This is a genomic window from Brevundimonas sp. SL161 (assembly GCF_049896985.1).
Classification (GTDB): domain Bacteria; phylum Pseudomonadota; class Alphaproteobacteria; order Caulobacterales; family Caulobacteraceae; genus Brevundimonas.
In genome coordinates this window covers 1-25675 of record NZ_JAFCVJ010000010.1, presented here as the reverse complement: position 1 = coordinate 25675, position 25675 = coordinate 1, and the positions used below count along the sequence as shown (strand labels likewise).

Here is a 25675-nt window from a genome sequence, read left to right as displayed (position 1 = left end):
TTTCCGCTCATCCCCGTGAAGGCGGGGATGCTCGGATCTAGTCGTCGGCGTCTTCATTCGCCTTGGGCGGCAGGGCGGCAAGCGCCGCAGCGGTCTCCGCCTCGGTCGGCAGGCGCAGACGGGTCACGCCGCGGAAGTTGGTCGGATCGACGACCTTGCCCTTCTTGGTGATGGTCAATTTGCCCTGACGCATCAGGCCAAGCGCGGTCGCCCGGACCTTGGGCAGGACGCGCTGCCACTGTTCGGTCTGGATATGTTTGGCCACATCCGCCGGCTCCACGGACTTGCCGCCGACGCCCTTGGGGTCAGCTTTCGCCAGGGTCTCGAAAATTGCTGCTTCGATTGGATCGCTCATGGGGCCTATATGCTGCACTGCGACAGTGAAAAGAAGGCGAGTTCGGAAATGGTCGAGAAGATCACGGTCACGGAGGGCGAGTTCACAGGTTGGCAGACGTACGACCTGCACGGCACCTTCGATCAGGTCGTGGGTCCCTTCTACTTCAAGCCGGATCCGGATGGGAGGATGCGCTGCGCCTTCCGTGCCGAGCCCAAACACATGAACGCAGGGCACAGGATGCACGGTGGCTGCCTGATGACCTTCGCCGACATCGCCCTGTTCCAGACCGCGTATCAGCAGATGGAGGGAATGAACGGCGTGACCGTACAGCTCGATTCCACCCTGATCGACGGGGCCTATGTCGGCGAATTGGTCGAGGCGACGGGCGAAGTGGTGCGCGCCGGCGGATCGCTGATCTTCGTGCGGGGCCAGATCAGCACGGGCGAGCGGACGTTGATGACCTACAGCGGGATCATCCGGAAATTCACGCCGCGCTGATCACACCCCCGCCTTGGCCGCCGGTCTCGCGCGGCAGTCGTCCAGCCAGCGGTACAGGTGGGTGAACTCCTCTGGCGGGCGGTATTTGACGAGCCTGGCGAAATCCAGCCCCACGACGCCGACGATATCGGCGATGGTGAACCGATCCAGGGCGATGAAGGAATGGTCGGCCAGGTGCCGGTCCAGCGTCTTCATGAACCGCTCAGCCGACAGCCGGTTGTAGTCCGCGACCTCGGTCTGGGCAGCCTCCAGGATGGCCAGGGCGGGGTGGGTCAGGCGCACGTTCAGCATGATCGGGTTGGCCAGATAGAACTCGCAGCGGCGGGTCCACATCTCGACGATGGCCTGTTCGCGGGCGTCGACTCCGAACAGGTTCGGCTCCGGATACATCGACTCCAGATAGCGGCCGATGGCGACGGACTCCGAGATGGTGGTGCCATCGTCCAGCTCCAGCGCGGGGACGTGGGGGACGCCCACGCGGGCTCGATATTCCGGCGCCTTGTGCTCGCCCGACATGATGTCGATAGGCACGATCTCGACGTCCTCGATGCCCTTCTCGGCCATGACCCAGCGGACGCGCCGGGGATTGGGGGCGCGGTGGCTGTCGTAGAGCTTCATAGAGCGGGTCTCCGGTTCAGCGGAATATGGAGGCTGGCATGGCGCCGACAACCGCCGCCGTCATCAAGGTCGCCAGGAATCCGGCGAACAGCGCTTTCCACACCATGCCCAGCACCTCTTCGCGGCGCTCGGGAATCAGGACCGACAGACCGGTGACCGTGATCCCGACCGAGCCGATGTTGGCGAAGCCGCACAGGGCATAGGTCAGCAGCATCCGGGTGCGCTCGCTCATCTCGCCGGCCGGAACCTCGCCCAGACGCATGAAGGCCACGAACTCGGTCAGGGTCAGCTTGACACCCAGCAGCCAGCCCGCCTTGCCCGCCTCGGACCAGTCGATGCCGATGAGCCAGGCCAGGGGCATGAAGATCCAGCCCAGCAGGCGTTCGACCGTGATGTGATCGCCGAACAGCCAGAACCCGCCCAGCATGATGTTCACCAGGGCGACCAGGGCCACGAAGACGATCAGGACGGCGGAGATGTTGAGGACAACCATCAGGCCGTCGGCCGTGCCCTTGACGATGGCATCGATGGCCGAGTCGTATTTCAGCGCTGAGCCATAGTCCGCCACCTGACCGCCCTCGCCCGGCTTTTCAGGGATGATGATGCGGGCCAGCAGAACGCCCGCGGGCGCAGAAACAATGGAGGCCACCAGCACATGACCGGCGGCGTTCGGCAGGGTCGCCGAAAGGATGGTCGCATAGGCCACCATGGTCGAGCCGGCGACCGTCGCCAAGCCTACGACCATCATGAGGAAAATCTCGGACCGGGTCAGCTTGTCGAGATAGGCCCGGATCACGATCGGACTCTCGATCATGCCGAGGAAGATATTGGCCGCGACCGCCAGGGCCGAGGCTCCGCCCAGGCCCATGGTCTTCTGGAACAGGATGCCGAAGCCGTGCGTCAGCCACTTCAGGATCTTCCAGTGCCACAGCAACGCCGACAGGGCCGAGATCACAAGGATCATCGGCAGGACGTTGAAGGCGAAGGTGAACAGGCCGCCCGCGTTGGTCACGGCATAGGGCTGGTCGCCGCCGGCGAGATAGCCGAACACGAATTTCGCCCCCTCGGACGTGGCACGCGACAGGCCGTCGACGGCGCCGGTGATCGCGGCGAGCACCGTCTGCGAGCCCGGGATGGCGAACAGGGCCAGCACCAGCACGGCCTGCACGCCGATGGCGCCCAGCGTCAGCCGCCAGGGAAAGGCGCGCTTGTTCTCCGACAGCGCCCAGCAGGCGGCGACAATGACGAACAGGCCCAGAAGGCTCTGAAGATTCAGAATGCTGAACATGGAAACGACGGTCTTCCCCACACCGGCGTCGCCGGGTCCGTCCCGGTTGAACGCCAGTGCGCGCCGGGCCGCAAGTCCATTTGTCGCAGCCCACAAGGCAGAACGGCCCGGCGTCGCCGCCGGGCCGTGCGTCTTGTCTCGAAGGCGTCGTCTTACTTGATGCGGCGAACCAGCTTGCCGTAGTCGTCCATGAGGGTCAGCGACAGGTCGCCCGGCGTGAAGGCGTACTCGCCGATCGACTGGACCGGCGTCACCTCGGCGGCCGAACCGGTCAGGAAGCATTCGCTGAAGGTCGACAGTTCTTCGGGCCGAATGTGGCGCACCACGACCTCGATGCCCTTGGCCTCGGCGAGGTCGATGACCGTCTGCCGGGTGATGCCGTTCAGGATGTGGGTCACGTCCGGCGTGTGGATCACGCCGTCCTGGACGAAGAAGACGTTGGCGCCGGTCGCCTCGGCGACATAGCCGCGCCAATCCAGCATCATGGCGTCCGCAAAGCCGCGCTTCTCGGCCGCATTCTTGGACATGGTGCAGATCATGTAGAGGCCGGCGGCCTTGGCCGTCGTCGGGGCCGTCAGCGGGTCGGGGCGGCGCCACTTGGCCCACTCCAGCTTGATGCCCTTCTTCTTGACCTCGGGGTCGAAATAGCTGGGCCAGTCCCAAACGGCGATGGCGACGTGGACCTTGTTGTTCAGGGCCGAGACACTGACCTGTTCCGGGCCGAGGTAGGCGACGGGGCGGACGTAGGCGTCCTCCATGCCCATCTTCGCGCAGGTTTCCCTGCAGGCCTGATCGATTTCAGCGGTGCTGTAAGGCAGCTCGAAGTCCAGCAGGTTCGCGGACCGGGCCAAACGCTCGGAATGCTCTGTCAGCTTGAAGATTTCCCCGCCATACATACGCTCACCCTCGAACACCGACGAGCCGTAGTGAAGGGCGTGGGTCAAAACGTGCGTTTTCGCTTCCCGCCACGGAATGAATTCACCATTCATCCAGATCCAACCGTCACGATCGTCGAAAGGAACCAAGGCCATTGAACAACGTCTCCTGCGCAGATTTGCCGGTTAGAACGCCCGAAGCGCCGAAGGTCAACGGCGCGCGCACGGGAATGTTCGCATGAGCAGCAGCCGTTCAGGGCCTGTGGCGGGCGCCGGCGTTGGTCGCCACCTGCTGATCGTCGACGACGACGACCGGATTCGCGAGCTGCTGAAGGAGTATCTGGCGCGCGAGGGCTATCGCGTGACCGGGGCCGCGCACGCCGCGGCGGCGCGTCGCCTGATGGAGTTGATCGAGTTCGACCTGGTCGTGCTGGACGTGATGATGCCGGGCGAGAGCGGGCTGGAGCTGACCACCTGGGTGCGGTCAAAGGCGCAACTGTCCAGGACGCCCGTGTTGCTGCTGACCGCGCGCGGCGAGGCATCGGACCGGATCGATGGCCTGTCGCGCGGCGCCGACGACTATATGTCCAAGCCCTTCGACCCGAAGGAACTGGCCCTGCGTATCGACGCCATTCTGAGACGGACAGGCGTGAAGCCGATCATGCCGCGCGAGATCAAGCTGGGCACGGCCACGTTTGATCTGGAGCGCCTTGAGCTGACCCGTGACGGCGCGCCGATGCGGCTGACCGAGGCCGAGGGGCAGTTGCTGAAGACGCTCGCCCTGCACGCCCACGCGCCGGTCGAGCGGATGGACCTGTCGCCGGACACGGCCGACATCACCGGCCGCGCGGTCGATGTTCAGGTGACCCGCCTGCGCAGGAAGCTGGAAGCCGATCCGAAGAACCCGCGCTATCTCCAGACGGTGCGTGGCGTGGGCTATATGCTGGCGCCCGACTGACATGAGGCTGCTGCCCTTCCCCGTCCTGGCGCGGTTTCTGAAGCGGCAGTTGCCGACATCGCTCTGGGGCCGGTCGCTGCTGATCATCGTCCTGCCGATCCTGATCATGCAGGGGGCGGTGACCTGGGCCTTCTTCGACATGCACTGGCAGACGGTGACGGCGCGGCTGTCCGAGGGGCTGGCCGGTGACGTGGCCTGGGCGGCGGAGAGCTATCGCGACGAACCGACCGAGGCGAACCTGGCGGTGATCGCCGACCGGGGCGAGCGATCGATGCAGTTGTCGATCGCGCTGCGGCCCGGCGCCACCCTGCCCGAGGAACAGCGACGCGGGGCGATCGGGGTGGTGGACCGGACACTGGAGGCGGCGCTGGCGTCGCGTCTGGACCAGCCCTTCTGGTTCGATACGACCCGCTATCCCGCCTATGTCGACATCCAGGTACAGCAGCCGACAGGGGTGCTGCGCATTATCGCGCCGCGGGAGCGGGCCGTGGCGACCCAGGCGCATATCTTCGTCCTGTGGCTGATGCTGGCGACGGTGCTGCTGATGAGTGTGGCCATCCTGTTCATCCGCAATCAGGTCCGCGCCATCGAGCGGCTGGCCGAGGCGGCGGAAGCCTTCGGTCGGGGCGAAATGTCGCCGAAATTCAAGCCGCATGGCGCGCGCGAGGTGCGTCAGGCGGCGGTCGCCTTCCTGGCCATGCGCGACCGGATCCAGCGGCATATCGAACAGCGGACAGCCTTGCTGGCCTCGGTCAGCCACGACCTGCGCACGCCCCTGACCCGGCTGCGGCTGGAGCTGGAGCTGGCCCCGCAGTTCAAGCGTCAGGCCGCCATGAAGGGCGACCTCGACGAGATGGAGCATATGATCGACGAATACCTCGCCTTCGCGAAGGGCGAGGCCGGCGAGGCGACGCAACCCGTCGATGTCTCGGCCCTGCTGAAGGCGGCAGGCGAGGACGTGAAACGGGCGGGGGCCGAGGTCGAGATCGCCGCGCCCGCCGACCTGACCGCCTCGCTGCGCCCCCTGGCCTTCAAGCGCGCCCTGGCCAACCTCGCGGGCAATGCGGCGGCGCATGGAGACCATGTGCGGCTGTCGGCGCGGGCTCTGGCGTCCGGCGGACTGGAGATCGCGATCGAGGACGACGGTCCGGGCATTCCCGACGACATGCACGAGGAGGCCTTCCGCCCGTTCAGTCGGCTGGACCAGAGCCGCAACCAGAACCGAAAGGGCGTCGGGCTCGGCCTGGCCATCGCGCGGGACGTGGCGCGGGGGCACGGCGGCGACATCACCCTGGCGCGCAGTGATCTGGGGGGCCTGCGGGCGCTGATCCGCCTCCCGGGCTGAAAGCATCTGCGTCACGGTGGCGTCTATCGGGCGCGGCCCTTGCGCAAGGATTGCGGAGACGGGCCGCCGAGCCCATCTTCCCTGTGACAAGGACCTCCCGGAGATCGTCATGCGCAGCTTCGCCTTTCTCGCCCCGCTCGCTCTCGCCGCGGCCCTCGCGGCGCCCGCATTCGCCCAGACGCCGCAGGTGACGGTGACCGTTGGCGGCGATCTGACCGAAGAGGTCAACAGGCTCGGTCAACGCGACGTGGATCGCCAGCTTGAACGGCTGCAGACGGTCGTCGAACGTCGCCTGGCCCGCGACGGCGCGCTCGAAGGCGCGACCATCAACCTCGTGATCACCGACCTGAAGCCGAACCGTCCGACCTGGCAGCAGGCCGCCGACAGGCCCGGACTGTCGATCATGGACAGCTTCTCCATCGGGGGCGCAACGGTGGAGGGTGAGGTCGTCACCGCCGACGGCCAGCGACTGCCGGTGCGCTATTCGAACTATTCGAGTTCGATCGCCGAGGTGCGGGGCTACAACACCTGGCAGGACGCCGAGCAGACTTACGACCGGTTAGCGAACAATCTCGCCTCAGGCCGGCTGGTCGCCCGCTAGACTTTGCGTAAACGCATAGATTGCGTTGCGCGCCCGATAGTGGCATCGTTGTTTCAACCAGAAGAGGGTTCGAGATGACTGGTGCGAAACGCCTTTCGATGTTGCCGGCTCTTCTCGTGTGCGCTGGCGGCCTGTCCGCGTGCGCGGCGGCGAATACGGCCGCCCCGAGCCAGACCCAAACGGCCTATCAGGCTCCCAGTGCCTGTGTCCGGACCGGCCCGGTTATCAATGTCAATAGAGTCGACGATCGGACCGTCTACGTCGCCACAGAGCGGGGTTATGTCTTCCGGGTGGACATGCCCAGCGGGTGCCCTGCTACAGGGTTTATCGGAGCGTTCAGCAGCAACGTCGAGACCTGCAACGGAAGTCAGGTGAGGGTGGGGGCCGGCACCATGACCAGCCGCCCGATGCTCGTGTGCGTCGCCCAGATCACCGGCCCCTACACCGACAGCCGTGTGACCGGCCTCTGGTCACGGACCGTCGCCAACTGATCAACGCGCTCGGCGACTGCTTCAGTCGCCGGTCAAACCGTGGGCCCGGCGCACGGCGGCGGCTACGGCGGTGCTGGCCGCCGAAGCCAGTCCGTGTCCCTCGGCGAACGCCATAAGGCCCGCTTGGGTGGTGCCGCCGGGTGACGCGATGCGGGCGATCAGGGCTTCGAGCGACGCCTCGGTAGCCGCGCCTGATCCTGCCGAGCGCAGCGCGCCGCGCGTCAGGCGTTCGGCTGCGTCCGGGGTCAGCCCTTCCGCCACTCCGGCCGCCGCCAGAGCCTGGGCGAGGGCGTAGAAGAAGGCCGGCGCCGAGCCGGCCACGGCTGTTGCGGCGTCGATCAGTACTTCCTCGTCGAGATCGACCGTGTCGGCGACAGGGTCGAACAGGGCGTGGGCCAGGGCGCGCGCGGCGGCATCATCGGACCAGATGGCGGCGACGCCCTGAGCTTGGGCCACGGCGGTCGTGGGCATGACGCGGGCCACGGCCCGGCCCGGCAAGGCGGCGGACAGGTCAGCGGCGCGGACGCCGGCCATGACGGAGATCACGGTCGCGTCGGCCGGCAGGGTCGCCAGAATCGGAGCGACGGCCTGGCGCCAGGCGGCGGGCTTGACGGCGATCACCAGGGCAAGGGTGTCAGGCGGGCAGACCGGCGGGACGGCGCGGGTCAGGACGGTGGGGCAAGGAACCGTCCCGGTCAGCCGCCAGCCCTCGGCGATCGCGGAGCCGAGGCGGCCGTGGCCGAGGAGGGTGACCTGCATCAGAGCCCTCGCGGAGGATCAGGCCGTGCCGACGGTCTCGAACAGGCAGCTGTCGATCGCATCCTGGGGCTTCTTGTGGCCGCGGATCATGAAGTCGAAGGCCGGGTAGTAGCGGTCGGCGGCCTCGACGGCGGCATCGATCATCGACGCGGCCTGGGCCAGGGTCGGCCGCTCGCCGTGCGGCAGGGCCAGGGAGTGACGGAAGACGATCTCGCCATCCTCGGACCAGACCTCGAAATGGCCCATCCAGGTGCGCTGGTTGACCATGGAGACGAGCTCGTAGGCGGCGTTGCGGCGGGACTTGGTCGCGCGCAGGTCCAGGGCGCAGCACAGCTGCAGGCAGTCGCCCTCGGGGCGCCATGCGAACCAGAGTTCGTAGTCCTTCCAGTCCCCGGCCAGAGCGAAGGCAAGGTCGCCGTCGTCCGTCCGGTCGAACGGGAGGTTCTCGGCGTTCAGCACATGCTCGACCACGTCAAGCGGATCGTAGGGGACGTCGACCTCTTGGGGTCCGGCAGCATCCATCAGGTGAACTCGATCTCGCGGGAGGGCAGGGACGACAAGGTCTCGGGCGACTCAGGGCCGCCTTCGAAAAGACGGTAGGCGTGTTCGGAGATTCGGCTCAACCGGCTGCGTCCGGGAGACGAGTTCCATCTGTGGAGGTTCCCGTCTGAGGCTTCTTCGCCTTGGTCGGGGCGGCTCTCAGCGTCGCCAGCTCGGCGCGCAGCGCGGCGACCTCAGCCTTCAGAGCGTCGAACTCGTCGCGCCGGACCAGGTCCATCTCGGCGACGACGCGGTCGGACTGGGCGCGGAAGGCCGCCTTGGCTTCCTCGCCGGCGGCCTGGGCCAGGCCCATGGCGCTGGTCGAGAGCTTGGCGAACTCGTCGAGGATGGGGTTGCGCGTCTGCATGGTCGTCTCCGGCCCGCGAGCGGCGGGCGTCGTTAAGGGAAGGTTGCCTGATATGGTGAACGAAACCTTTCCAGACACCCCTGATTGGGGGCAATCGGGGCCGAAACGTGTCACGCTCGCGCGACCGAGCGACGCTTGCTAAAGGCGGAGCGAACCGTCGCAGGAGCCTTGCTTGACCTTTCCCGAGTTCGATCCGGTCCTGATCCATCTGGGGCCATTGCCGATCCGCTGGTACGCCCTTGCCTATGTGGCCGGCATCGTGCTGGGCTGGATCTATGCCGCGCGGATCCTCAAGAGCGACCGGGTCTGGGCGCCGGGCAAGCCGCCACTGGCGGGCCCGCAGCTGGACGACCTGATCCTGTGGATCACCCTCGGCATCATCCTGGGCGGCCGGTTCGGTTACGCCCTGTTCTACAAGCCGGTCCTGTTCCTGCAGCTGTTCACGGGTTCGAGCCTCGGCGAGCGGCTTGAGCTGTTCCAGCTCTGGACCGGCGGGATGTCGTTCCACGGCGGGATGCTGGGCTGCACGCTTGCGGTGCTGATCTACGCCTGGAGGACGAAGGCCAATGCGCTGAGCATCGGCGACATGGCCCTGGCGGCCGCGCCGATCGGCCTGCTCTTCGGACGGATGGCGAACTTCGTGAACGGCGAGCTGTGGGGGCGGACGACGGACGTGCCCTGGGCCATCCGCTTCTGCAACGCCCGCATCGAACAGATGTACGGCTTCTGCCCGGCCGGAAACGAACCGCGTCACCCGAGCCAGCTGTACGAGGCGGGGCTTGAGGGGGTTCTGCTCTTCATCGTGCTCGGCCTGGCGGTCTGGAAATGGAAGCTGCTGGCCAAGCCCGGCTATGTCACCGGCCTGTTCCTCGTCGGCTACGGCGCGTCGCGGGCGCTGCTGGAGAATGTGCGCCAGCCCGACGCCGGGATGGAGAATTTCCCGCTCGGCCTGACCATGGGGATGATGCTGTCGATCCCGATGATCCTGGTCGGGGCGTGGTTGATCCACCGCGCGTGGAAGCGTCCTCCGGTCGCCGCCGCAGGCTGAGATGTCGCTGAAGGATCGACTGGCGCGGGAGATCGCCCTGACCGGGCCAATGACAGTAGCCGACTATGTCACCCGCTGCCTGCACGATCCCAGGGACGGCTACTACGCGACCCGGCCCGCGCTGGGCGAAGGCGGGGACTTCATCACTGCGCCCCTGGTCAGCCAGATGTTCGGCGAACTGATCGGCCTGTGGGCGGTCGAGACCTGGCATCGGCTGGGCGCGCCGGAGCGGTTCCGGCTGGTCGAGGTCGGGCCCGGCGACGGCGCCCTGATGGACGATGCCCTGCGGGCAGCACGCGTCGCGCCGGGGTTCCTTGAGGCCTGCGACCTGATCCTCATCGAGCCCTCGGGGCCCTTGCGGGAGATTCAGGCGCGCAGGCTGGCCCAGGCTGACGTCTCGCCCCGCTGGGTCGGGTCGCTGGGCCAGATCGACACCGATGCGCCGGTCATCCTGATCGCGAACGAGGTACTGGACTGTCTGCCGGCGCGTCAGTTCGTGCGGACCGACGGCGGCTGGGCCGAGCGGCGGGTCGGGGTGACCGACGACGGCGGACTGATCTTCGGACTGGTGGGGATCACCGGCGGGTTCGAACGGCCGCAGTTCGACGTCGAGCCGGGCCAGGTGGTCGAGGTCTCGGACCAGCAGGCCGCGTTCGGGCGGGATCTGGGCGCCCTGCTGCACGAGACGTCGGGGGCGGCCCTGCTGATCGACTACGGCCGCGACCGGCCGGGCGTGGGCGATACGCTGCAGGGCTTGCGGCGGCATGCGAAGGTCGATGTGCTGGCGACGCCGGGCGAGGCGGACCTGACCCAGTGGGCCGACTTCCCGGCGGTGCAGGAGGCGGCGATCCGGACCGGCGCCGACGTCACGGGCTGCGTCGGCCAGGGCGAGTTCCTGAGGCGGCTTGGGATCGAAGCGCGGGCCGAGCGGTTGTCCTCGGGAAGGCCCGAGGCGGCACCCGTCATCGCCCGCCAGCTGGCGCGGCTGACGGCGGCGGACCAGATGGGCGGCCTGTTCAAGGCGGCGGCGATCTTCTCGCCCCGCAGCCTGCCCGTTCCGGGGTTCGAGGCATGACCGAGACGACGCCGATCACCCATCCGCTGCTGGATAAGGCGGGCCTTCGCCACGGCTTCTTCACGCGGCGGGGCGGGGTTTCGACCGGGCTCTACGAGGGGCTGAACACCGGCCTGGGGTCGGCGGACGACCCGGCGGCGGTCGAAGAGAACCGGCGGCGGGTGGCGGCGGCGCTGGGCGGCCAGCCCGACGATCTGGCGGCCTGCTACCAGATCCATTCCAGCCTGACGCGCGTCGCGACCGGCCCGTGGGCCGGGGAGCGGCCGGAGGGGGATGCCGTGGTCTCGGCGACAGTCGGGGTGATCCCGGCTGTGCTGACGGCGGACTGCGCGCCGGTGCTGCTGGCCGACGCCGAGGCGCGGGTGGTGGGCGCGGTCCATGCGGGCTGGAAGGGGGCCCTGGGCGGGGTCGTGCACTCCGCCCTGACAGCGATGGAAGCGCTGGGCGCGCGACCGGACCGGATTGTCGCCGTGATCGGCCCCTGCATCGGTCAGGCCTCGTATGAGGTCGGGGCCGACTTCGAGGCGCGGTTCGATCACCATGATCCGGGCGCCGCGCGGTTCTTCGTCGAGGGCGCGACGGCGGACAAGCGGATGTTCGACCTGCCCGGATTTGTCCTGTGGCGGCTGGAACAGGCGGGGGTCGGCGAGGCGGCCTGGACCGGGCACGACACCTGCGTCGACGCGGCGGCCTTCTATTCGAACCGGCGGGCATTCCAGAGAGGAGAGCCGGACTTCGGGCGGCTGATGTCGGCGATTCGACTGGTCTGAGGGTCAGCTGGGCCGACGGATTGGACTCTAAAAAACAGAGTCCAAGAGTGCAATTCGAAGAAAATCAGGCATTTATTGTCAACTCCGAATTGCACTGCGTGACACGGTGTATCCCGGGCCCGACGCGTTGACGGGCCTGGCCACAACATGGGGCTCGCTGGCCGTCACGCAAGGGGAAGATAGGAATAAATCCTCCCCGCAACTTTCGTCATCCTCGGGCGGCTCTTCACCGAGAGCGGCAGTCGCGCGTCGCAGCGGTTTGAACGTCCGGGAGCGGCGCGGCGACACGATCCAAGATGACGGGCGACGGTGCATCGGTCGTTGCCGCGCTTTGCTGACCAGCCACCACCCGCATCGCCACCGGTCGGCCATCGTCGGAGCGCCGAGGATGGAAGAACAACCCGAATATTTCCGTCTCCCGACCACTGGCAAACGCTGAGACGGTGAGAGGAGTTCTATCGTCAAGGTTGAAAGGAGGACGGTTCACTTCCCAGCCCAGGGGACCTCCAGGGCGTCCGCCGCTGGGCGGGTGACGCGAGGCCCGCTGTCGGGCGGGAGGCCGACGACCGATCCGACCCATTGCGGAGGCTCACAGACAGGTCCCCAGCGCGTAATGTCGCCAAGCCGACTCACCCTGTCGCCTGATCCAAATCCGAGCTTATTTGACTGACGCTCGGTGTAACCTTGCGGTGGGATCGCCCGACCGACATTCAGCCCCTTCCATGTCGGTCGGGAGGGTTCTCTCCACCTCAGGCGGCTGATCGATGTGGCGCGGTGTGTTCGATGTCCTGCCGATAGCGGGTGATGGTCGAATAACACTCACAGGAAGCTCGTTCGAGGCCGGGCCGGTCCAGGATATATATCGCCCCCCGTCCAACCCTGATCAGGCCAGCTTTCCTCAGCACGCTGATCGCCGCGTTCAGCGTCGTCCGTTGAGCCCCCAGCATCGCGGCGAGAAACTCCTGGGTCAGATACAAACTTTCGTAGCCCGTTCGATCCTGGCACTCGAGCAGCCACCACGCCAAACGGGGCTGCACCTTATGATGCGACCGACACGCCGCCGTCTGCCGGATCTCGGCCAGGTTCAGTTCCGTATGACGGGCCACCGCGCGTTGGAGCACCACGCTCCCCCTTAGCAGACTGAGGTATTCGCTTGTTGGCATGCGGACAGCGTTCAAGTCGATCTGCACCACGGCGCGATAAAGCATACGACCACTGCCTGCCGCCTCCACCATGCCAAGCGCGCCTTCTCGACCGACGATGCCGGTCTCGGCTTCGTCACCGTTGCGCATGACGGAAATGAGCGAGATCAAGCCCGCAATCGGGAAGTAGACCCAATCCACCTCGTCAAGCGGAAGGTAGAGGTCCGTCCCAGAGGAGACCCGGATTGGCTCCAGGGAACGGCCTAGCCGGTCCTGAACATGGGCCGGAAGCGTCAGCAGAAAGGCGTTGTTGAGCATCCCCTTCACGAGGAAACGATGTCGCGCGCTCGGATTGTCGCGATATGCTGGTCTTCCGAGAAGATATGTGCCGCATAAGCCCGCCGGTGCTGGCGCAACAGTCCCGCCGCTTCCGTCCGGGCGCCATCGACGGACTCCGCGTCCATCGGCTGCATATGCTGCACCCCGCTTAGCGAGCTTTCGACGAAACAGAAATAGGTCACGACAGGCTCCCCAAGCCATTTTGGCGGGAGCGTGCGGCGTGCGGTGCCGGCCTCTCTCAACCGCTGAACCCGGAAAGTCATCAGCGACAGATTGTTGTATGTCAGAAACCGACGCAGGGCGAGTCTGACTGAGACCTCGCCGCCCAACAACATTTGTGTCCGGTAGCGCTCATAGTCCTCGTGCAGTGAACAACATCTCGCGTCGGATCAGCATCGCGGAGCCTGCCAACTTTGACCGAGTTTCCGTGTCATCACCGAGCCTGCCGATATGCCTCTCCTGCGGCTGTAGAAGGTCAGGTTGAGGCGATCGACCTGCCCGAGGCGAAGTTGAAAATGACCACAGACGCGGCCGGCATTTTCAGCAATCCGGCTTCTCGACGCGCCCACAAGAGCGCGAGACTCATAACCAGATCGGGTCCGGGTTCGCCCGATCCGCGGCATGCGTCATGGCTCGAAAGCGTCCATCGCCCACCCGGCGACCCGCTTTGTCGGTAACGATCTGTCCCCTCATTTCAGGGCGACGCGCAGCGAAGACCGGGGCCACGGCGGCGCAGAAGGCGATCCTCGAGGCAGGATGCCGGAAACGGCGAACCTCGCGACAGGTTCACGCGCGCGCGCCTCCCCCGGTCCACGCTCCGCATGGCCGGAGGATGACGAAAGGATTGAAGACGGGGGAGAGGGCGTCAGCCCTCGGCTTCGCCCTCGACGACGCTGTTCTGGAAATAGGGTTCGACCTCGCCCTGGAGTTTGACGGTCAGAGCATTGCCCTTGCGGTCGACAGCCTTGCCGACGGCAAGCCGGACCCAGCCTTCGGAGACGCAGTATTCGTCGACGTTGGTCTTTTCCTCGCCCTTGAACTTGATGCCCACGCCGCGCTGAAGCACGTCGGCGTCATAGTATTTGTTGTTCGGGTTGACCGAGAGACGGTCGGGGGGCGTGTCGGACATGGCGGGGCCTTCGGAAGTGACAGGCGCGGTGCATAGCCGCCCGCGCCCGATCCGACAACGCTGGACTAACCCAGGCCGCTGAACCCGCGCCCCACGCTCCAGCCGCCGTCGGCGGGCAGGACGACGCCCGAGACATAGCGGGCGTATTCGGAGGCCAGGAACAGACAGACGTCGGCGACGTCGTCGACCGTGCCCAGCCGGTTGAGCGGCACGGCGCGGGCGGCAGCGGCCTTGGCCTCCGGTGTGGGGGCAAGACGGTCTATGCCTTCAGTCCCGTCGATGGGTCCCGGGGAGACGGAGTTCACCCGCACCCCCTCCCCGCCCCATTCGATGGCCAGGGTCTTGGTGATCATGTCGACGCCGGCCTTGGCGGCGCAGACGTGAACCTGAAGCGCCATGGGAATCCAGGCCTGGGGCGCGGTGATGTTGATGATGCTGGCGCCCGGTTTGGTCAGGTGTTCGTGGGGGGCGCGGAGCACGTGGAAGGTGCCCAGGGTGTCGATATCGGTGACGGTCCGGAAGCCGTTGGAACTGAGGGCGGCGGCCGGGACCGGGAAGTTGCCCGCCGCGCCGGAGACCAGGACGTCGATCGTGCCGCGCTTGTCGCGGAAGTCGGCGATCGCGGCCTTCACCGCGTCGAAGTCGCGGACGTCGAGGCTGTAGCCCAGCGCCGGCGTGTCAAGAGACAGGCTCTCGACGGCCGCATCGACCTTGTCCTGGCTGCGGCTGGCGACGCCGAGTTTTGCGCCGGCCCTGGCGAAAGCCTTTGCGATACCGAGATTGATGCCGGAGGTCCCGCCGAAGACCATCACGGTCTTGCCGGTGAAATCAAACGCCATGGATGTCTCCCCCTGTTGTTGTTCCGGCACCGTGCACCCCGGCGAAGGCCGTGGTCCAGATGGAAAGCGCGGGCAGCCGGTCAGGGGACGCGGTGCGACATCCCGGAGGTCAGCCTCCGTGATCTGGACCCCGGCCTTCGCCGGGGTGCACGGAGCCGGGAATCACTGAACCGACTGGCGCGGCGCGGCCGGGTTGGCGGCGCCCGACGCGGCCGGCGTCGGGGCGTAGGGCTGGGGCCCTGCCGGCGCGGGAGGCGTGGCGGCCGAGGTCGTCGCGCGCGGCGTCTGACGCGCCGGGGTGCGCGGGGGCGTACGGGCCGGGGCGCGGTTGACGGCCGGCTGGGCGGCCGGAGGCGTCATGGCGGCCGGAGCGGTGGTCTGGGTCGGGGTCGGGGCCGGAGCGTTCGGCGCCGGGGGCGTCGCAGCGGCCTGGGTCGGAGCGACCGGAGCGGAGGCGGAGGCGGCGGCGGCGCGGGCGGCCAGTTGCTGGGCTTGGAAGCGACGCGCCAGTTTCTCGGTCAGTTCGCGGGCGGCGGGGGCCGGCATCTGGGCCAGGATCGCCGAGAGGCCGCGCGGCCGCATGGCCGCGGCGATCGGGAGGCGCACGCTGTCGTCGAGGGCCGTGAAAATGGGCGCCGCCTCGCGCGGGCGCATGGCGGAATAGACGGCGACCAGACGGGCGGTCTCGGCAGCCTCGCGCTCGTCGACCTGACCCAGCAGTGCCTGGACCTCGGCCTTGATGGCGTTGAGGGCGGTGATCTTTGCGTCCAGCTTCTGTTCGGCTGCGACCATCAGCGGCAGGGTGGTGGCGAAGTCGGCGTCGCGGGCGTCCAGTTCGGTGCGCCGGGCGCTGAGCGACTGAATGATGCGCAGTTCGGCCGGGGAGATGCCGGCCTGCTGGGCCAGTTGCTCCGGCGTCAGGGCGCAGACAGCCGGCGGGGGCGTGCGCGCGGCGGCGGGCGAGGCGACGGTTTCGCTAACGGCGGCAGTGGCTTCCGCGGCCCAGGCGCTGGCGCCCTGGAACAGGTCAGGCCCGGCACCGACGGCGCGCACGGCCACGACCCCGCCGATGGCGACGGCGATCAGGGGCAGGAGGCGGGGCAGCTTGGCCATTGCGTCATCAGTCCAGTTTCGCCCTCAAGTCGCCGGCTACTGCGGGCGAGGCATGGGGCGCAAAAAAGCGTTAGGCGGCGAACATGTCGTCGTCGGGGGCGAGGTTTACGCGCGCACGGTTGAGGGTTTGCTTCGCGGCGTGGTTAGCGGTCAGAGCGTGCAGGATGGCCTGGACGTTGCCCGCGCCGGCGGCGGCGGGGACCGGCGTGGCCATGCCGTGGATACGTTCGGCCAGGGCGGCCATGCGGAAGGCGCGGTCCTCGGGGTCGGCGGCGGCGGGGGGCGTGGGTTCGGCGTTGACGTTCTCCCTCCCCCTGCGGGGGAGGGTAGTCGCGGAGCGACCGGGTGGGGGCGACTCAGCAACGCGCGGGCGATCGGAGTCTGGTTCGCCTTGCCGCCCCCACCCGGTCTCCGCTTCGCTCCGACCACCCTCCCCCGAGGGGGAGGGAGAAGAGCGCCCCGCCCGCGTGATCAGTTGCTCCAGCTCGGTTTTCAGCGTGCGGGCCTTGATGATGCGGTCGTGCAGGAGGTCGGCTTCCTCGCCCGAGGCGCGGAGCGATCCCAGGGCGTTCTCGGCGCGGGCGCAGGCGGCGTTCAGTTCGGTCACGGCGCCGGCGAAGGCGATCTGGCCGGCGCGGAGCTGGCTCAACTTCTTCTCCAGGCGAACGCCGTAGCCGAGGGCGGCCACCAGCAGCAGCATCAGGATGGCGTCCAGGATCATGCCGGTCATGTTAGCGCCTTCCCTTGGTCAGGCTGTTGGCGGTCTCGACGCTGATCGGCGCCTCGACCCGCACTGCGATGTACTGGCCCTTGCGGCCCATCTTGCCCGTGGTGACCGGGATGGTGCCGCAGCGGATCGAGACGTCGGAATCCGGCGTCGCATTCAGCATGAAGGTGTCGCCGACCTTGAGCCCCAGGGCCTGGGACAGGGGCACCTGCTGCTCGTCGAGGACGGCGCGGACCTCGGTGTCCGTGGTCCAGAGCTCGGTGGCCAGGTGGCCTTCCCAGATGTTGTCGCGGCCGAACTTTTCACCCATGAACTGCTGCAGCAGCATCTTGCGGATGGGCTCCAGCGTCGCATAGGGCAGCAGCAGTTCGACCCGGCCGCCGCGGTCCTCCATGTCGATGCGCAGCTTGACCAGGATGGCGGCGTTGGCCGGGCGGGCAATGGCGGCGAAGCGGGGGTTGGTCTCCAGACGATCCAGATTGAAGTGGACGGGCGTCAGAGGCTCGAACGCGGCCTGGGCATCGGCGAGGATGACCTCGACCATCCGCTGGACCAGGACCCGCTCGATCGTTGTGTAAGGACGGCCCTCGATGCGCAGCGCCGCCGTGCCGCGACGACCGCCCAGCAACACGTCGACGATCGAATAGATCAGGTTGGAATCGACCGTCAGCAGGCCGTAATTGTCCAGCTCCTCGGCCCGGAACACCGCCAGGATCGCTGGCAGGGGGATGGAGTTCAGATAGTCGCCGAAGCGGATCGAAGAGATGTTGTCGAGCGAGACCTCGACGTTGTCCGAGGTAAAGTTGCGCAGGCTGGTCGTCATCAGCCGCACCAGGCGGTCGAAGACGATCTCGAGCATCGGCAGACGCTCGTAGGAGACGAGTGCGGAGTTGATGATGGCGCGAATGCCGGTCCGTTCGGAACCATCGTCGTCGCCGAGGTCGAAACCGAGGAGGTTGTCGATCTCGTCCTGGTTCAGGACGCGTTCGGAGGCAGCCGCGCCGGCCCGGTCCTCGCCGAAGGAGTCGGCGGCGGCGAAGGGATCCAGTTCGCTGTCGGTCACGCCGGCGTCGCTCATCGCGTCCGCCGGATTTCGTCAGGCGACCGCCCCGTGCCGGAGCATGAGCTGGTCAGAACACCGCTGACGCGTTTCGGGCTCATACTTACTGAACCAGCATTTCTTCGATGAGCACGGCGTCGACCGTTGCCGGGGCGGCGACCAGGTTCACGCGACGAAGGATTTCGGCGCGCAGCTGGAACTGGCCAGCCGAACCGGCCAGATCCTCGGGCCGCAGTTCTCGCAGGAACCCCTGGAACATGTCCTGCATGCGCGGCATCTCGCTCTGAAGCCGATAGGCCAGATCGATGTCCTTCATCTCGAGCGTCAGGCCCAGCTTCATCACCGTGGGACGGCCGTCCGGGGACTGGATGTTCACCACCATGTCCGGCAGGGTCAGGAAGGTCACGCCGTCAGGCCCCTCGCTGATCTTGCCGAGCGACGGGTCGGCCTCCCCCTCGGGCGCAGCGCCGTGGCCGCCGCCCTTCTTTTCCTCGCCGTGACCGCCGGCCTTCTCCTCGCCGTGACCGCCCTTGGCCGCCTCTTCGCCTGCAGCGGCGGCCGGCTTGGGCTGGAGCATGAAGAAGGCCCCTGCCCCGCCCCCGCCCAGGACCAGCAAGGCCACGGGCGCGATGATGAACAGCAGCGGCAGCTTCTTCTTCTTGGGCGGTTCGTCGCCATCGACTTCGGCGCCGTGGGCGACGGCCAGGTCGGTTGCCCCATCCTTGGGCGCCTTGTCCTTCTTCTTGCCGAGTTTGATCATGCGGAGCCTGCCCCGGAAATTCCCAGAGACCGGGATGGCCCCGGTTTGGTTAACGCGAGGTGTAAATCCGGCAAGATTTGCCGGGCGTCGACGGCCTGAAACCGGGTGAAACGCCCTCAGGACGGGCATTAACCGTGTTGGCACGGTCGTTGCGTGGGAGGGAGCGAAGGAGCTTCGGAGCCTACGTGGAAAACGCCGCCTACATCGGACTGTCACGGCAGATGACGCTGCGTCGCGAACTCGACATCGCGGCCAACAACATCGCCAATGCGGACACCACCGGCTTCAAGGCCGAGCAGTTGCTGCTGGGCACCGAGGTCGGCAACCGCGCACGCAACGACTCGGTACGGCCGGGCGTCAGCTTCGTGCTGGACAAGGGCGTGGGCCGCGACTTCTCGCAGGGCTCGCTGGAGCAGACGGGTCGTGACCTGGACTTCGCCATCGACGGCGAGGGCGCGTTCTTCAAGATCCAGGACGGCGCCAACGAGGCCTATACCCGCGACGGCGCCTTCACCATCAGCCCCGAGGGCGAACTGGTCACCAAGGCCGGTCTGCCCGTGCTGGGCGAGGGCGGCCCGATCGTCATCGACCCGGCGCGGGGCCCGATCACCGTCGCCGACGACGGCAACATCAGCCAGAACGGCATCGCCATCGGCCAGCTGGGTCTGGCCCGGTTCGACAACCTGGCAGTCCTGTCCAAGGAAGGCGACGGCCTGTACCGCAACGCCTCCAACGCCGTCCCCATCGATGCCACCGGAGCGCAGGTGCGCCAGGGCATGCTGGAGGGGTCCAACGTCAATCCCCTCGTTGAAATCACCCAGTTGATCGAGATCAGCCGCGCCTACGAACGCGCGTCGAAAATGATCGAGAACGTCTCCGATCTGTCCCGTCGCGCCGTCGAGCGGCTGGGTAAGTCGAGCTAAGGAACACCTGAATGCGCGCTCTCAGAACCGCTGCCTCCGGCATGGCCGCCCAGCAGCTGAACGTGGAGGTCATCTCCAACAACATCGCGAACATGAACACCGTCGGCTACAAGCGCCAGCGAGCCGAGTTCCAGGATCTGATCTATCAGAACGTCGAACGGATGGGTGCGCAGTCGTCCAGCCAGGGCACGGTCGTCCCGACTGGCGTCCAGGTCGGCCTGGGCGTCAAGGCGGGCAGCGTCTATCGCATCACCGACCAGGGCACGCCGCAACAGACGGGCAGCGACTACGACGTCGCCATCGACGGCCAGGGCTATTTCCAGATCACCCTGCCCTCCGGCGAGATCGGCTTCACCCGCGCCGGCAACTTTTCCCTGAGCGGCGAGGGCCAGCTGGTCACCGAGGACGGCTATTCGGTCGAACCTGCGATCTCGATCCCGCAGGACGCGGTCGACGTCATCATCTCCAAGACCGGCCAGGTGCAGGTCATCACGGCAGGTTCGCCCGAGCCGGCGACCGTGGGTCAGCTGGAGCTGGCGACCTTCTTCAACGAGGCAGGCCTGGAAGCCATCGGGGACAACCTGCTGCTCGAGACCGCCGCGTCCGGCCCGGCCACGACCGGCACGCCCGGCGAGACCGGCTTCGGCCAGTTACTGCAGGGCTATACCGAGGCGTCGAACGTGGACGCCGTGACCGAGATCAGCTCGCTGATCATCGCCCAGCGCGCCTATGAGATGAACTCCAAGGTCATCTCCACGGCCGACGAGATGATGAGCGTCGCGTCCCAGGTCAAAGGCTGATGATCCGGCTTCTGACGCCAATCCTGACGATGGGGGTGGCCGCTCTGGCGCTGGTCGCCGCCCCCGCCCTCGCCGACCCGGTGATGCTGCGGGCCAATCCGGTCGACGACGACGGGCGGGTGACCTTGGGCGATATCTTCGACGGAGCCGGATCGGCCTCGGGCGTCGTGGTGGCCAATCGCGCCGGGCCGTCGGTCGTGTTCGAGGCCGGCCAGCTTCAGACCATGGCCTCGCGCGCAGGCCTTCAGTGGGCCAACCCGCAGGGTCTGCGCCGCGTGGTGGTCCGCAATGCCGCGCTCGCGCCGGGCGCCGCCGCTCCGACCACCGCCGGCGTCGCTGCCGCCCCCGCCGCAACCCGGGGCGCCACGACCGAGGTCCTGACCTATGCCCGCAACCTGGCGGCCGGGGACGTGGTGCAGCCGGAGGACATCATCTGGTCCACCGTACAGGCGCATCTGGCGCAGGGCGGTTCGCCCTCCGACGCCGAACAGGTCATCGGCCTGAGCGCCCGCCGGGCCCTGCGCGCAGGAGCCGTGGTCGGCGCCCGGGATCTGGTCTCGACGCGCGTCATCGCCCGCAACGATTTGGTCGAGGTGGCCTTCATCGCCGGAGGGGTGAGGCTGACCGTCACCGGACGCGCGACGCGCGACGCCGCTGTCGGCGAGCCCGTGCCGGTCCTGAACACCACGTCCGGCCGCACCATCGCCGCCGTCGCCTCCGGACCCGGTCAAGCCATGGCCGGCGCCGGGGCCCGCGCCGCCGCCGCCTCCAACCAGTTCGCCCGCCACGGAATGTAAGTCATGCGTAAGCCCGTCCTCGCCGCCGCCCTCGCCGCCCTGTCTTTGGGCGCCTGCTCCACCGTCGTCGAGACGGTGCAGGGCCCGCAGCTGGCGCCGATCGGCTATCCGGCCCAGCTGGTCCCGGTCAGCCAGGCCTATATCGCCGCGCCCGAGCCGCGCTCGGCCAGCGCCAACTCCCTGTGGCGGACGGGCGCGCGCGCCTTCTTCGGCGACCAGCGGGCGCGGAACATCGGCGACATCCTGACCGTCAACATCGACATCAACGATCAGGCCCAGACCTCGAACACGACGAACCGCAGCCGGACCAACGACATCACCGGCGGGGTGACCAACTTCTTCGGGCTGGAGAACAGCCTGGGCCGCGCCTTCCCTGGCGGCTTCGACCCGCAGGCCCTCGTCGGCGTTCAGGGCCAGTCCAACGCCAACGGCACCGGCTCGGTCAACCGTTCGGAGCGGGTCAGCCTGACCGTCGCCGCCGTGGTCACCGACATCCTGTCCAACGGCAACCTTGTCATCCAGGGTCGGCAAGAAGTGCGCACCAACCGCGAGGTGCGTGAACTGACCGTCGCCGGCATCGTGCGGCCCGAGGACATCTCCTCGGCCAATACCATCGCCCACACGCAGATCGCCGAGGCGCGCATCAGCTATGGCGGGCGCGGCGACATCAGCCGGGTCCAGGCCACCCCGGCCGCCCAGAGCCTGGTGGAGCGGTTCAGTCCATTCTAGGGCGCTAACGCGCGCGACGCGGTCGCGCGCTGCTTGAGCGCGGCCCCACTCTCTCCGTGCACCCCGGCGAAGGCGGGGGTGCACGGAGAGGGTGGGTTAGCACCGTGTCCTGAACATCACGGGTCAGTCAGGACCGAAGCTTTGCCGTGAACCGTTAACGGAAACCCGCGTTGGCCTTCAGACGCAAGGTTTCCAGTGATGTTCAAGGTTCTCGTTCCCGCCGTCGCCGCTCTCGGTCTGGTCGCCTTCGCGGCCCAGTCCAGCGATGTCGCGCCCGACCTCGCGACTGCAGGCCTCATGGCCGCGCCGGTCATGGGCTGGAGCGTGCATCACGAGGGCGCCCTGGCGAAACTGGCCTATGGCGTGGCCAACTCCGATCAGCTGGCGCTTATGGTCACCTGCATGCCGGGCGACCGCACCGCCGCCGTCTATGGCGACGTCCAGGTCGAGGGCGCGCGCATGACGCAGGCCAGCATCGAGATCGATCCTTTGTCGGGCGGCTCTGCCGATGAAACCACTATTGCGGTCAATGATCCGGCCCTGGCCGGGCTGGCCCGCGACGGCCGAATGACGGTTGTCGGCGACGCTGGCCGCTTCCAGCTGGCCGCGAGCACCGAGGAACGTCACCTCGTGCGCGATTTTCTGTCCTATTGTTCTCCGGGACGGGCATAGATACCCAGTCCGGGCGGGGGGCCTGAACCATGACACTGCTGACGATGATCGCTGCGATTGCAGCGCTCCAAGGTGCTGCGCTCCAGGGTGCCTGGACCTGGACCCTCTATGAGGACGGGCCGCTGGTGCTGGCCAATGAGATCCCCGACACGCCCCAGCTGAAGGCCATTCTGGAATGCCAGCCGGGCGCCGGCGTGGCGCGGCTGGACCTGTTCGGCGCGACGGCGGCGGGCATTGCCACCATCGTCTCGGGAACGGCCACCGCGACGGGCGAGAGCGAAGCCTTCTCCGACCATCAGTCGGTGGCCCTGCGCACCGATCATCCGGTCTTCGGCCAGTTCCTGGTCACCGGCGCGCTCGACGTCGCCGTGGGCGGGGCCCACCAGGCCGTGGCGGTGCCGACGGCCCACCTTGCCAAGCTGCGCCGCTTCACCGAGCTTTGCAGCGGGTGAACCGGGGAGGTCGCATGCGGATTCTATGGCTGCCGGTCCTGGCGATGGCCGCACTGGAGACGGCCTGCGCCAGCGTGGGGGCACCTGAGCCCGTGGTCGTGGCCGCCGCGTCGCCGGCGCCCGCGCCGGTGGCCGGATACGACTGGCACTATACGCCGGACGGGGACATCGCCCGGCTGGCTTACGGCGTCGAGGCCAGCGACGACCTGCGTCTCGGCCTCGACTGCACGGCGGGGTCCGGCAAGGTCGATCTGACTGCGCTCGGCCAGACCGGCGATCGCGAGATCTCTCTGGAATCCGGCGGAGAGACCGAGCGGTTCGCCGCCGAGGGCGAGCCGTCGCAACTGCATGACGGCGACATCCTGACCGCCACGGCCGCGACCAGCGACCCCGTGCTGCAGCGCTTCCGCCGCGTCGGCTGGATCGCGCAATGGGTAGACGGGAAGCGGGAGGTCTATGCACCACATTCGGGGTCGGAGGCGGGGGTGGAGCGGTTCTTCGCGCTGTGCGGCTGACCTGGGGGCAGGGCCGTGGCGGTGCTGTCAGTCCAACGCCAAATTTTCTCCAAGTGACGCATTATGGGCAGATGACGCGATGCCTATGTGGCGAGCATCTTCCACTCGGCCAGGGCGGCTGAGCGTTGGGCTTTGTATGTCTCTCTGCTGATGAGGTGGCGATCCTGATTGAAGTGGTTGTGGAAGGCGGCGTGGACTGAGCTGAACTTCTGCAGGGTCTTCATCTGGCGGAACCGCAGCATGGCCCGCTCTTGTCGTCGGAACGGCAGGTGTGAGTTCTCGACTCGGTTGTTCGCCCAGCGGCCGAACTCCTGGCTGGCGGTGTTGCCCAGCTCCTTCATCGCGGCCTTGTAGGAGCGCAGCCCGTCGGTCGTGATGGCCTTGGCGCGACCGTGCCGCTTCATGATTTTCTTCATGAAAGTCAGAGCGGCGGCCTTGTCCCTGGTCTTGCTAGCAAAGGATTCCAGCACCTCGCCCTCCTGGTCCACGGCGCGCCAGAGGTAATGCATCTCGCCGTTGATCTTCACGTAGACCTCGTCGAGATGCCACCTCCAGTGGGTGAAGGCCCCCATGTGCTGAACCCGCTTTCGCCGGATCTCGGGGGCGAACATCGGGCCAAACCGGTTCCACCACAGGCGCACCGTCTCATGGCAGATGTCGATGCCGCGCTCGGCCAGCAGGTCCTCCACATTCCGAAGCGACAGCGGGTACTTTACGTACATCATCACCACCGTCCGGATCACCTCCGGCGAGCTGTCGAAGTAGCGGAACGGATTGGTGCTCTTGGCCATCCCAAAGAGCTAGCCGCCCTCCCCTTACCGCCGGCCTAAGTTTGGGCTGACAGAGCCTCGTTCGTCCACCCGTGGCGGCGTAGGACGCCCTCATATGTCTCAATGTTTTCAGTCAAAATCTGAATGGCCTCCTCGCGCGTCATACCCTCCGCAAGGAGCCCGCCACCTTTGACGTCGGACAATGTTTTGACTGCCTCGTCGCGGTATCGGCGAGTGTCGGACAGGATGTCGATCAACAGTTCCATGACGGTATGATGGGCCCTTAGCCGGTCCTGCGCCACGGCCAACGGAACCGCCGATTTCAAACTGAGACACCAACCACTTTCAGACCAGAGTGCTTCATCGCGATATAGGGCGCGGGAACGTTTGCGGAGCAGCAACCGAGGAGGAAAGCGACCCCCACCACGGCCATCCAAATCCAAGGGGTCGATCGCGGCTCTCCAACCAGATCCTCTGAACTCATCACGTTTTCCCTACTGAGGTCTCGGAGGCGTCTAACCCGCTGTGATTGGATCGGGGCTTGCCGCGTCGGCCGTGCGGCGTAGGCGCAGTAGGTCGCGAGCCACCGAGCGACTCTGCAACTGTTGAAGTTCAGCGTAGCCGAACCCTTCCGCCTTCAGCAGTACGAGGAGATCTTTGCTGCTCCGACACTTGCCCGATCCGGCAATCGCGTAGGCGCGCTCAAGAAGTCTGTCGTTTGACATTCCAGGAACCTCGCACGCCACGAGTAAGTTGTGGAGTCGGAGCCGGCTGACGCGAGGGGTGGCCCGGCAACTGCGCCCCTCCAGGCTTCCTCACGGCTGCAACCTTGGCCCTCGGTTCACGCCGGGGGCTTTTTGCGTTTCAGCCGTCCTGCTGCGCCCTGATCCGCGTCGACCTCGCCACGTCGTGCCGATTGGTCGAGATCATGGGCGTGGTGTGTTGATCGGCGTTGAAGGCGGGACCTCACCCGATATGAAATAACATATTGAAGGAGCTTAATATTTCGGGACGAGACGGGGTCCCGACAGACGCCTGTCAGCATGCGCGCCAACGTATTGTTATATGGCGAATTCAACCACCTAGGCTGCCACTCGATGGGGTCCGATTTCGACGCCGATCCACAATCGCGGTCAGGATGCGGAAGCGGCGGCCATCGGTGAGCTGGTCGGACACGAAGTCCAGCGACCAGCGCTGGTTCGCGACCAGAGGGATCTCCAGCGGACGCCGCGTGCCCATGGCCCGTTTACGCCCGCCGCGCCGGCGCACCGCCAGCTTCTCCTCACGGTAGATCCGCTGGACCCGCTTCCTGTTGACCGCATGCCCCTCGCGCCGGAG

Annotated in this window: 30 protein-coding genes and 1 pseudogene; 14 read left to right on the top strand and 17 right to left on the bottom strand. The window is 67.2% G+C overall.

What is annotated here, in order from left to right:
* Positions 1–37 precede the first annotated feature (37 nt).
* On the bottom strand, positions 38–355 hold the full coding sequence (locus tag ACP7AU_RS09005; RefSeq protein ID WP_426038920.1) for a DUF3253 domain-containing protein: 318 nt from the start codon (positions 353–355) through the stop codon (positions 38–40).
* A 48-nt stretch (positions 356–403) separates the two neighbouring features.
* Between ACP7AU_RS09005 and ACP7AU_RS09000 the strand changes: the two genes are divergently transcribed.
* Positions 404–835: a PaaI family thioesterase gene (locus tag ACP7AU_RS09000; RefSeq protein WP_426038987.1), complete on the top strand. Its 432-nt coding sequence runs from the start codon at positions 404–406 to the stop codon at positions 833–835.
* Here the strand turns inward: ACP7AU_RS09000 and ACP7AU_RS08995 are convergent, their stop codons facing one another.
* From ACP7AU_RS08995 to ACP7AU_RS08985, 3 genes are all read right to left on the bottom strand, one after another.
* Positions 836–1453, bottom strand: a complete 618-nt coding sequence (locus ACP7AU_RS08995) for a glutathione S-transferase family protein (RefSeq protein WP_426038919.1) — start codon at positions 1451–1453, stop codon at positions 836–838.
* Positions 1454–1469: 16 nt separating this feature from the next.
* Positions 1470–2741, bottom strand: a complete 1272-nt coding sequence (locus ACP7AU_RS08990; protein WP_426051195.1) for a NupC/NupG family nucleoside CNT transporter — start codon at positions 2739–2741, stop codon at positions 1470–1472.
* 152 nt (positions 2742–2893) lie between these two features.
* Positions 2894–3772, bottom strand: coding sequence for a branched-chain amino acid aminotransferase (locus tag ACP7AU_RS08985; RefSeq protein WP_426051194.1), 879 nt, complete (start codon positions 3770–3772; stop codon positions 2894–2896).
* An 82-nt stretch (positions 3773–3854) separates the two neighbouring features.
* Between ACP7AU_RS08985 and ACP7AU_RS08980 the strand changes: the two genes are divergently transcribed.
* The 3 genes from ACP7AU_RS08980 to ACP7AU_RS08970 all read left to right on the top strand — a co-directional run bounded on the left by ACP7AU_RS08980 (position 3855) and on the right by ACP7AU_RS08970 (position 6520).
* Positions 3855–4574, top strand: coding sequence for a response regulator (locus ACP7AU_RS08980; protein WP_303696354.1), 720 nt, complete (start codon positions 3855–3857; stop codon positions 4572–4574).
* A 1-nt stretch (position 4575) separates the two neighbouring features.
* Positions 4576–5919, top strand: a complete 1344-nt coding sequence (locus ACP7AU_RS08975; RefSeq protein ID WP_426051193.1) for an ATP-binding protein — start codon at positions 4576–4578, stop codon at positions 5917–5919.
* Positions 5920–6028: 109 nt separating this feature from the next.
* On the top strand, positions 6029–6520 hold the full coding sequence (locus ACP7AU_RS08970; RefSeq protein WP_426051192.1) for a hypothetical protein: 492 nt from the start codon (positions 6029–6031) through the stop codon (positions 6518–6520).
* Between the two features lie 512 nt (positions 6521–7032).
* Here the strand turns inward: ACP7AU_RS08970 and ACP7AU_RS08965 are convergent.
* The 3 genes from ACP7AU_RS08965 to ACP7AU_RS08955 all read right to left on the bottom strand — a co-directional run bounded on the left by ACP7AU_RS08965 (position 7033) and on the right by ACP7AU_RS08955 (position 8677).
* A complete protein-coding gene (locus ACP7AU_RS08965; RefSeq protein ID WP_426051191.1) occupies positions 7033–7770 on the bottom strand; it encodes a pyrroline-5-carboxylate reductase family protein in 738 nt (245 codons plus the stop codon).
* Positions 7771–7788: 18 nt separating this feature from the next.
* Entirely contained in the window at positions 7789–8292 is a 504-nt protein-coding gene (locus ACP7AU_RS08960) for a YbjN domain-containing protein (protein WP_425991404.1), read from the bottom strand.
* 97 nt (positions 8293–8389) lie between these two features.
* Complete coding sequence (locus ACP7AU_RS08955) at positions 8390–8677, bottom strand: accessory factor UbiK family protein (RefSeq protein ID WP_426038913.1); 288 nt, start codon at positions 8675–8677, stop codon at positions 8390–8392.
* Between the two features lie 172 nt (positions 8678–8849).
* On the opposite strand from ACP7AU_RS08955, the gene lgt reads away from it, so the two are divergent.
* The 3 genes from lgt to pgeF are packed head-to-tail and all read left to right on the top strand — an operon-like array spanning position 8850 to position 11570.
* Complete coding sequence (lgt, locus tag ACP7AU_RS08950) at positions 8850–9725, top strand: prolipoprotein diacylglyceryl transferase (protein WP_426051190.1); 876 nt, start codon at positions 8850–8852, stop codon at positions 9723–9725.
* A gap of 1 nt (position 9726) precedes the next feature.
* Positions 9727–10800 carry a class I SAM-dependent methyltransferase gene (locus ACP7AU_RS08945; protein ID WP_426051189.1) on the top strand — a complete coding sequence of 358 codons (1074 nt, stop codon included), beginning with the start codon at positions 9727–9729 and terminating at the stop codon, positions 10798–10800.
* The gene (pgeF, locus tag ACP7AU_RS08940; RefSeq protein WP_426038910.1) at positions 10797–11570 is read left to right on the top strand and encodes a peptidoglycan editing factor PgeF; all 774 of its coding nucleotides are present in this window, start codon (positions 10797–10799) and stop codon (positions 11568–11570) included. The genes ACP7AU_RS08945 and pgeF overlap by 4 nt, the downstream gene beginning before the upstream one ends.
* Positions 11571–12319: 749 nt before the next feature.
* On the opposite strand, the gene ACP7AU_RS08935 is transcribed toward pgeF, so the two are convergent.
* From ACP7AU_RS08935 to ACP7AU_RS08900, 8 genes are all read right to left on the bottom strand, one after another.
* Positions 12320–13030, bottom strand: a complete 711-nt coding sequence (locus tag ACP7AU_RS08935; protein WP_426051188.1) for a Crp/Fnr family transcriptional regulator — start codon at positions 13028–13030, stop codon at positions 12320–12322.
* A gap of 5 nt (positions 13031–13035) precedes the next feature.
* Entirely contained in the window at positions 13036–13380 is a 345-nt protein-coding gene (locus ACP7AU_RS08930) for a hypothetical protein (protein ID WP_426051187.1), read from the bottom strand.
* A 536-nt stretch (positions 13381–13916) separates the two neighbouring features.
* Positions 13917–14180 carry a DUF3297 family protein gene (locus tag ACP7AU_RS08925; RefSeq protein WP_426051186.1) on the bottom strand — a complete coding sequence of 88 codons (264 nt, stop codon included), beginning with the start codon at positions 14178–14180 and terminating at the stop codon, positions 13917–13919.
* A gap of 65 nt (positions 14181–14245) precedes the next feature.
* Positions 14246–15019, bottom strand: a complete 774-nt coding sequence (locus ACP7AU_RS08920) for an SDR family oxidoreductase (RefSeq protein ID WP_426051185.1) — start codon at positions 15017–15019, stop codon at positions 14246–14248.
* Positions 15020–15181: 162 nt separating this feature from the next.
* Positions 15182–16132: a MotE family protein gene (locus tag ACP7AU_RS08915; RefSeq protein ID WP_426051184.1), complete on the bottom strand. Its 951-nt coding sequence runs from the start codon at positions 16130–16132 to the stop codon at positions 15182–15184.
* Between the two features lie 70 nt (positions 16133–16202).
* Positions 16203–16862, bottom strand: a complete 660-nt coding sequence (locus tag ACP7AU_RS08910; protein ID WP_426051183.1) for a DUF6468 domain-containing protein — start codon at positions 16860–16862, stop codon at positions 16203–16205.
* A 1-nt stretch (position 16863) separates the two neighbouring features.
* Positions 16864–17937 carry a flagellar motor switch protein FliM gene (fliM, locus tag ACP7AU_RS08905; RefSeq protein ID WP_426051182.1) on the bottom strand — a complete coding sequence of 358 codons (1074 nt, stop codon included), beginning with the start codon at positions 17935–17937 and terminating at the stop codon, positions 16864–16866.
* A gap of 85 nt (positions 17938–18022) precedes the next feature.
* Positions 18023–18679: a flagellar basal body-associated FliL family protein gene (locus ACP7AU_RS08900; RefSeq protein ID WP_426051181.1), complete on the bottom strand. Its 657-nt coding sequence runs from the start codon at positions 18677–18679 to the stop codon at positions 18023–18025.
* 185 nt (positions 18680–18864) lie between these two features.
* Between ACP7AU_RS08900 and flgF the strand changes: the two genes are divergently transcribed.
* The 7 genes from flgF to ACP7AU_RS08865 all read left to right on the top strand — a co-directional run bounded on the left by flgF (position 18865) and on the right by ACP7AU_RS08865 (position 23567).
* The gene (gene flgF / locus ACP7AU_RS08895) at positions 18865–19602 is read left to right on the top strand and encodes a flagellar basal-body rod protein FlgF (protein ID WP_426038901.1); all 738 of its coding nucleotides are present in this window, start codon (positions 18865–18867) and stop codon (positions 19600–19602) included.
* A gap of 11 nt (positions 19603–19613) precedes the next feature.
* A complete protein-coding gene (flgG, locus tag ACP7AU_RS08890) occupies positions 19614–20402 on the top strand; it encodes a flagellar basal-body rod protein FlgG (RefSeq protein WP_303693909.1) in 789 nt (262 codons plus the stop codon).
* The gene (flgA, locus tag ACP7AU_RS08885) at positions 20402–21199 is read left to right on the top strand and encodes a flagellar basal body P-ring formation chaperone FlgA (protein ID WP_426051180.1); all 798 of its coding nucleotides are present in this window, start codon (positions 20402–20404) and stop codon (positions 21197–21199) included. The genes flgG and flgA overlap by 1 nt, the downstream gene beginning before the upstream one ends.
* A 3-nt stretch (positions 21200–21202) precedes the next feature.
* Positions 21203–21928 (top strand): flagellar basal body L-ring protein FlgH, encoded by a 726-nt coding sequence (gene flgH / locus ACP7AU_RS08880; RefSeq protein WP_426038899.1) that lies wholly within the window; start codon positions 21203–21205, stop codon positions 21926–21928.
* 198 nt (positions 21929–22126) lie between these two features.
* Positions 22127–22600 carry a hypothetical protein gene (locus ACP7AU_RS08875; protein WP_426051179.1) on the top strand — a complete coding sequence of 158 codons (474 nt, stop codon included), beginning with the start codon at positions 22127–22129 and terminating at the stop codon, positions 22598–22600.
* Positions 22601–22629: 29 nt separating this feature from the next.
* Complete coding sequence (locus ACP7AU_RS08870; RefSeq protein ID WP_426051178.1) at positions 22630–23052, top strand: hypothetical protein; 423 nt, start codon at positions 22630–22632, stop codon at positions 23050–23052.
* 14 nt (positions 23053–23066) lie between these two features.
* Positions 23067–23567: a hypothetical protein gene (locus ACP7AU_RS08865; RefSeq protein ID WP_426051177.1), complete on the top strand. Its 501-nt coding sequence runs from the start codon at positions 23067–23069 to the stop codon at positions 23565–23567.
* 83 nt (positions 23568–23650) lie between these two features.
* Here the strand turns inward: ACP7AU_RS08865 and ACP7AU_RS08860 are convergent, their stop codons facing one another.
* Positions 23651–24358 carry an IS6 family transposase gene (locus ACP7AU_RS08860; RefSeq protein WP_426051176.1) on the bottom strand — a complete coding sequence of 236 codons (708 nt, stop codon included), beginning with the start codon at positions 24356–24358 and terminating at the stop codon, positions 23651–23653.
* A gap of 1089 nt (positions 24359–25447) precedes the next feature.
* Positions 25448–25675 (bottom strand): annotated as a pseudogene (locus ACP7AU_RS08855) (IS3 family transposase); the annotation flags it as partial.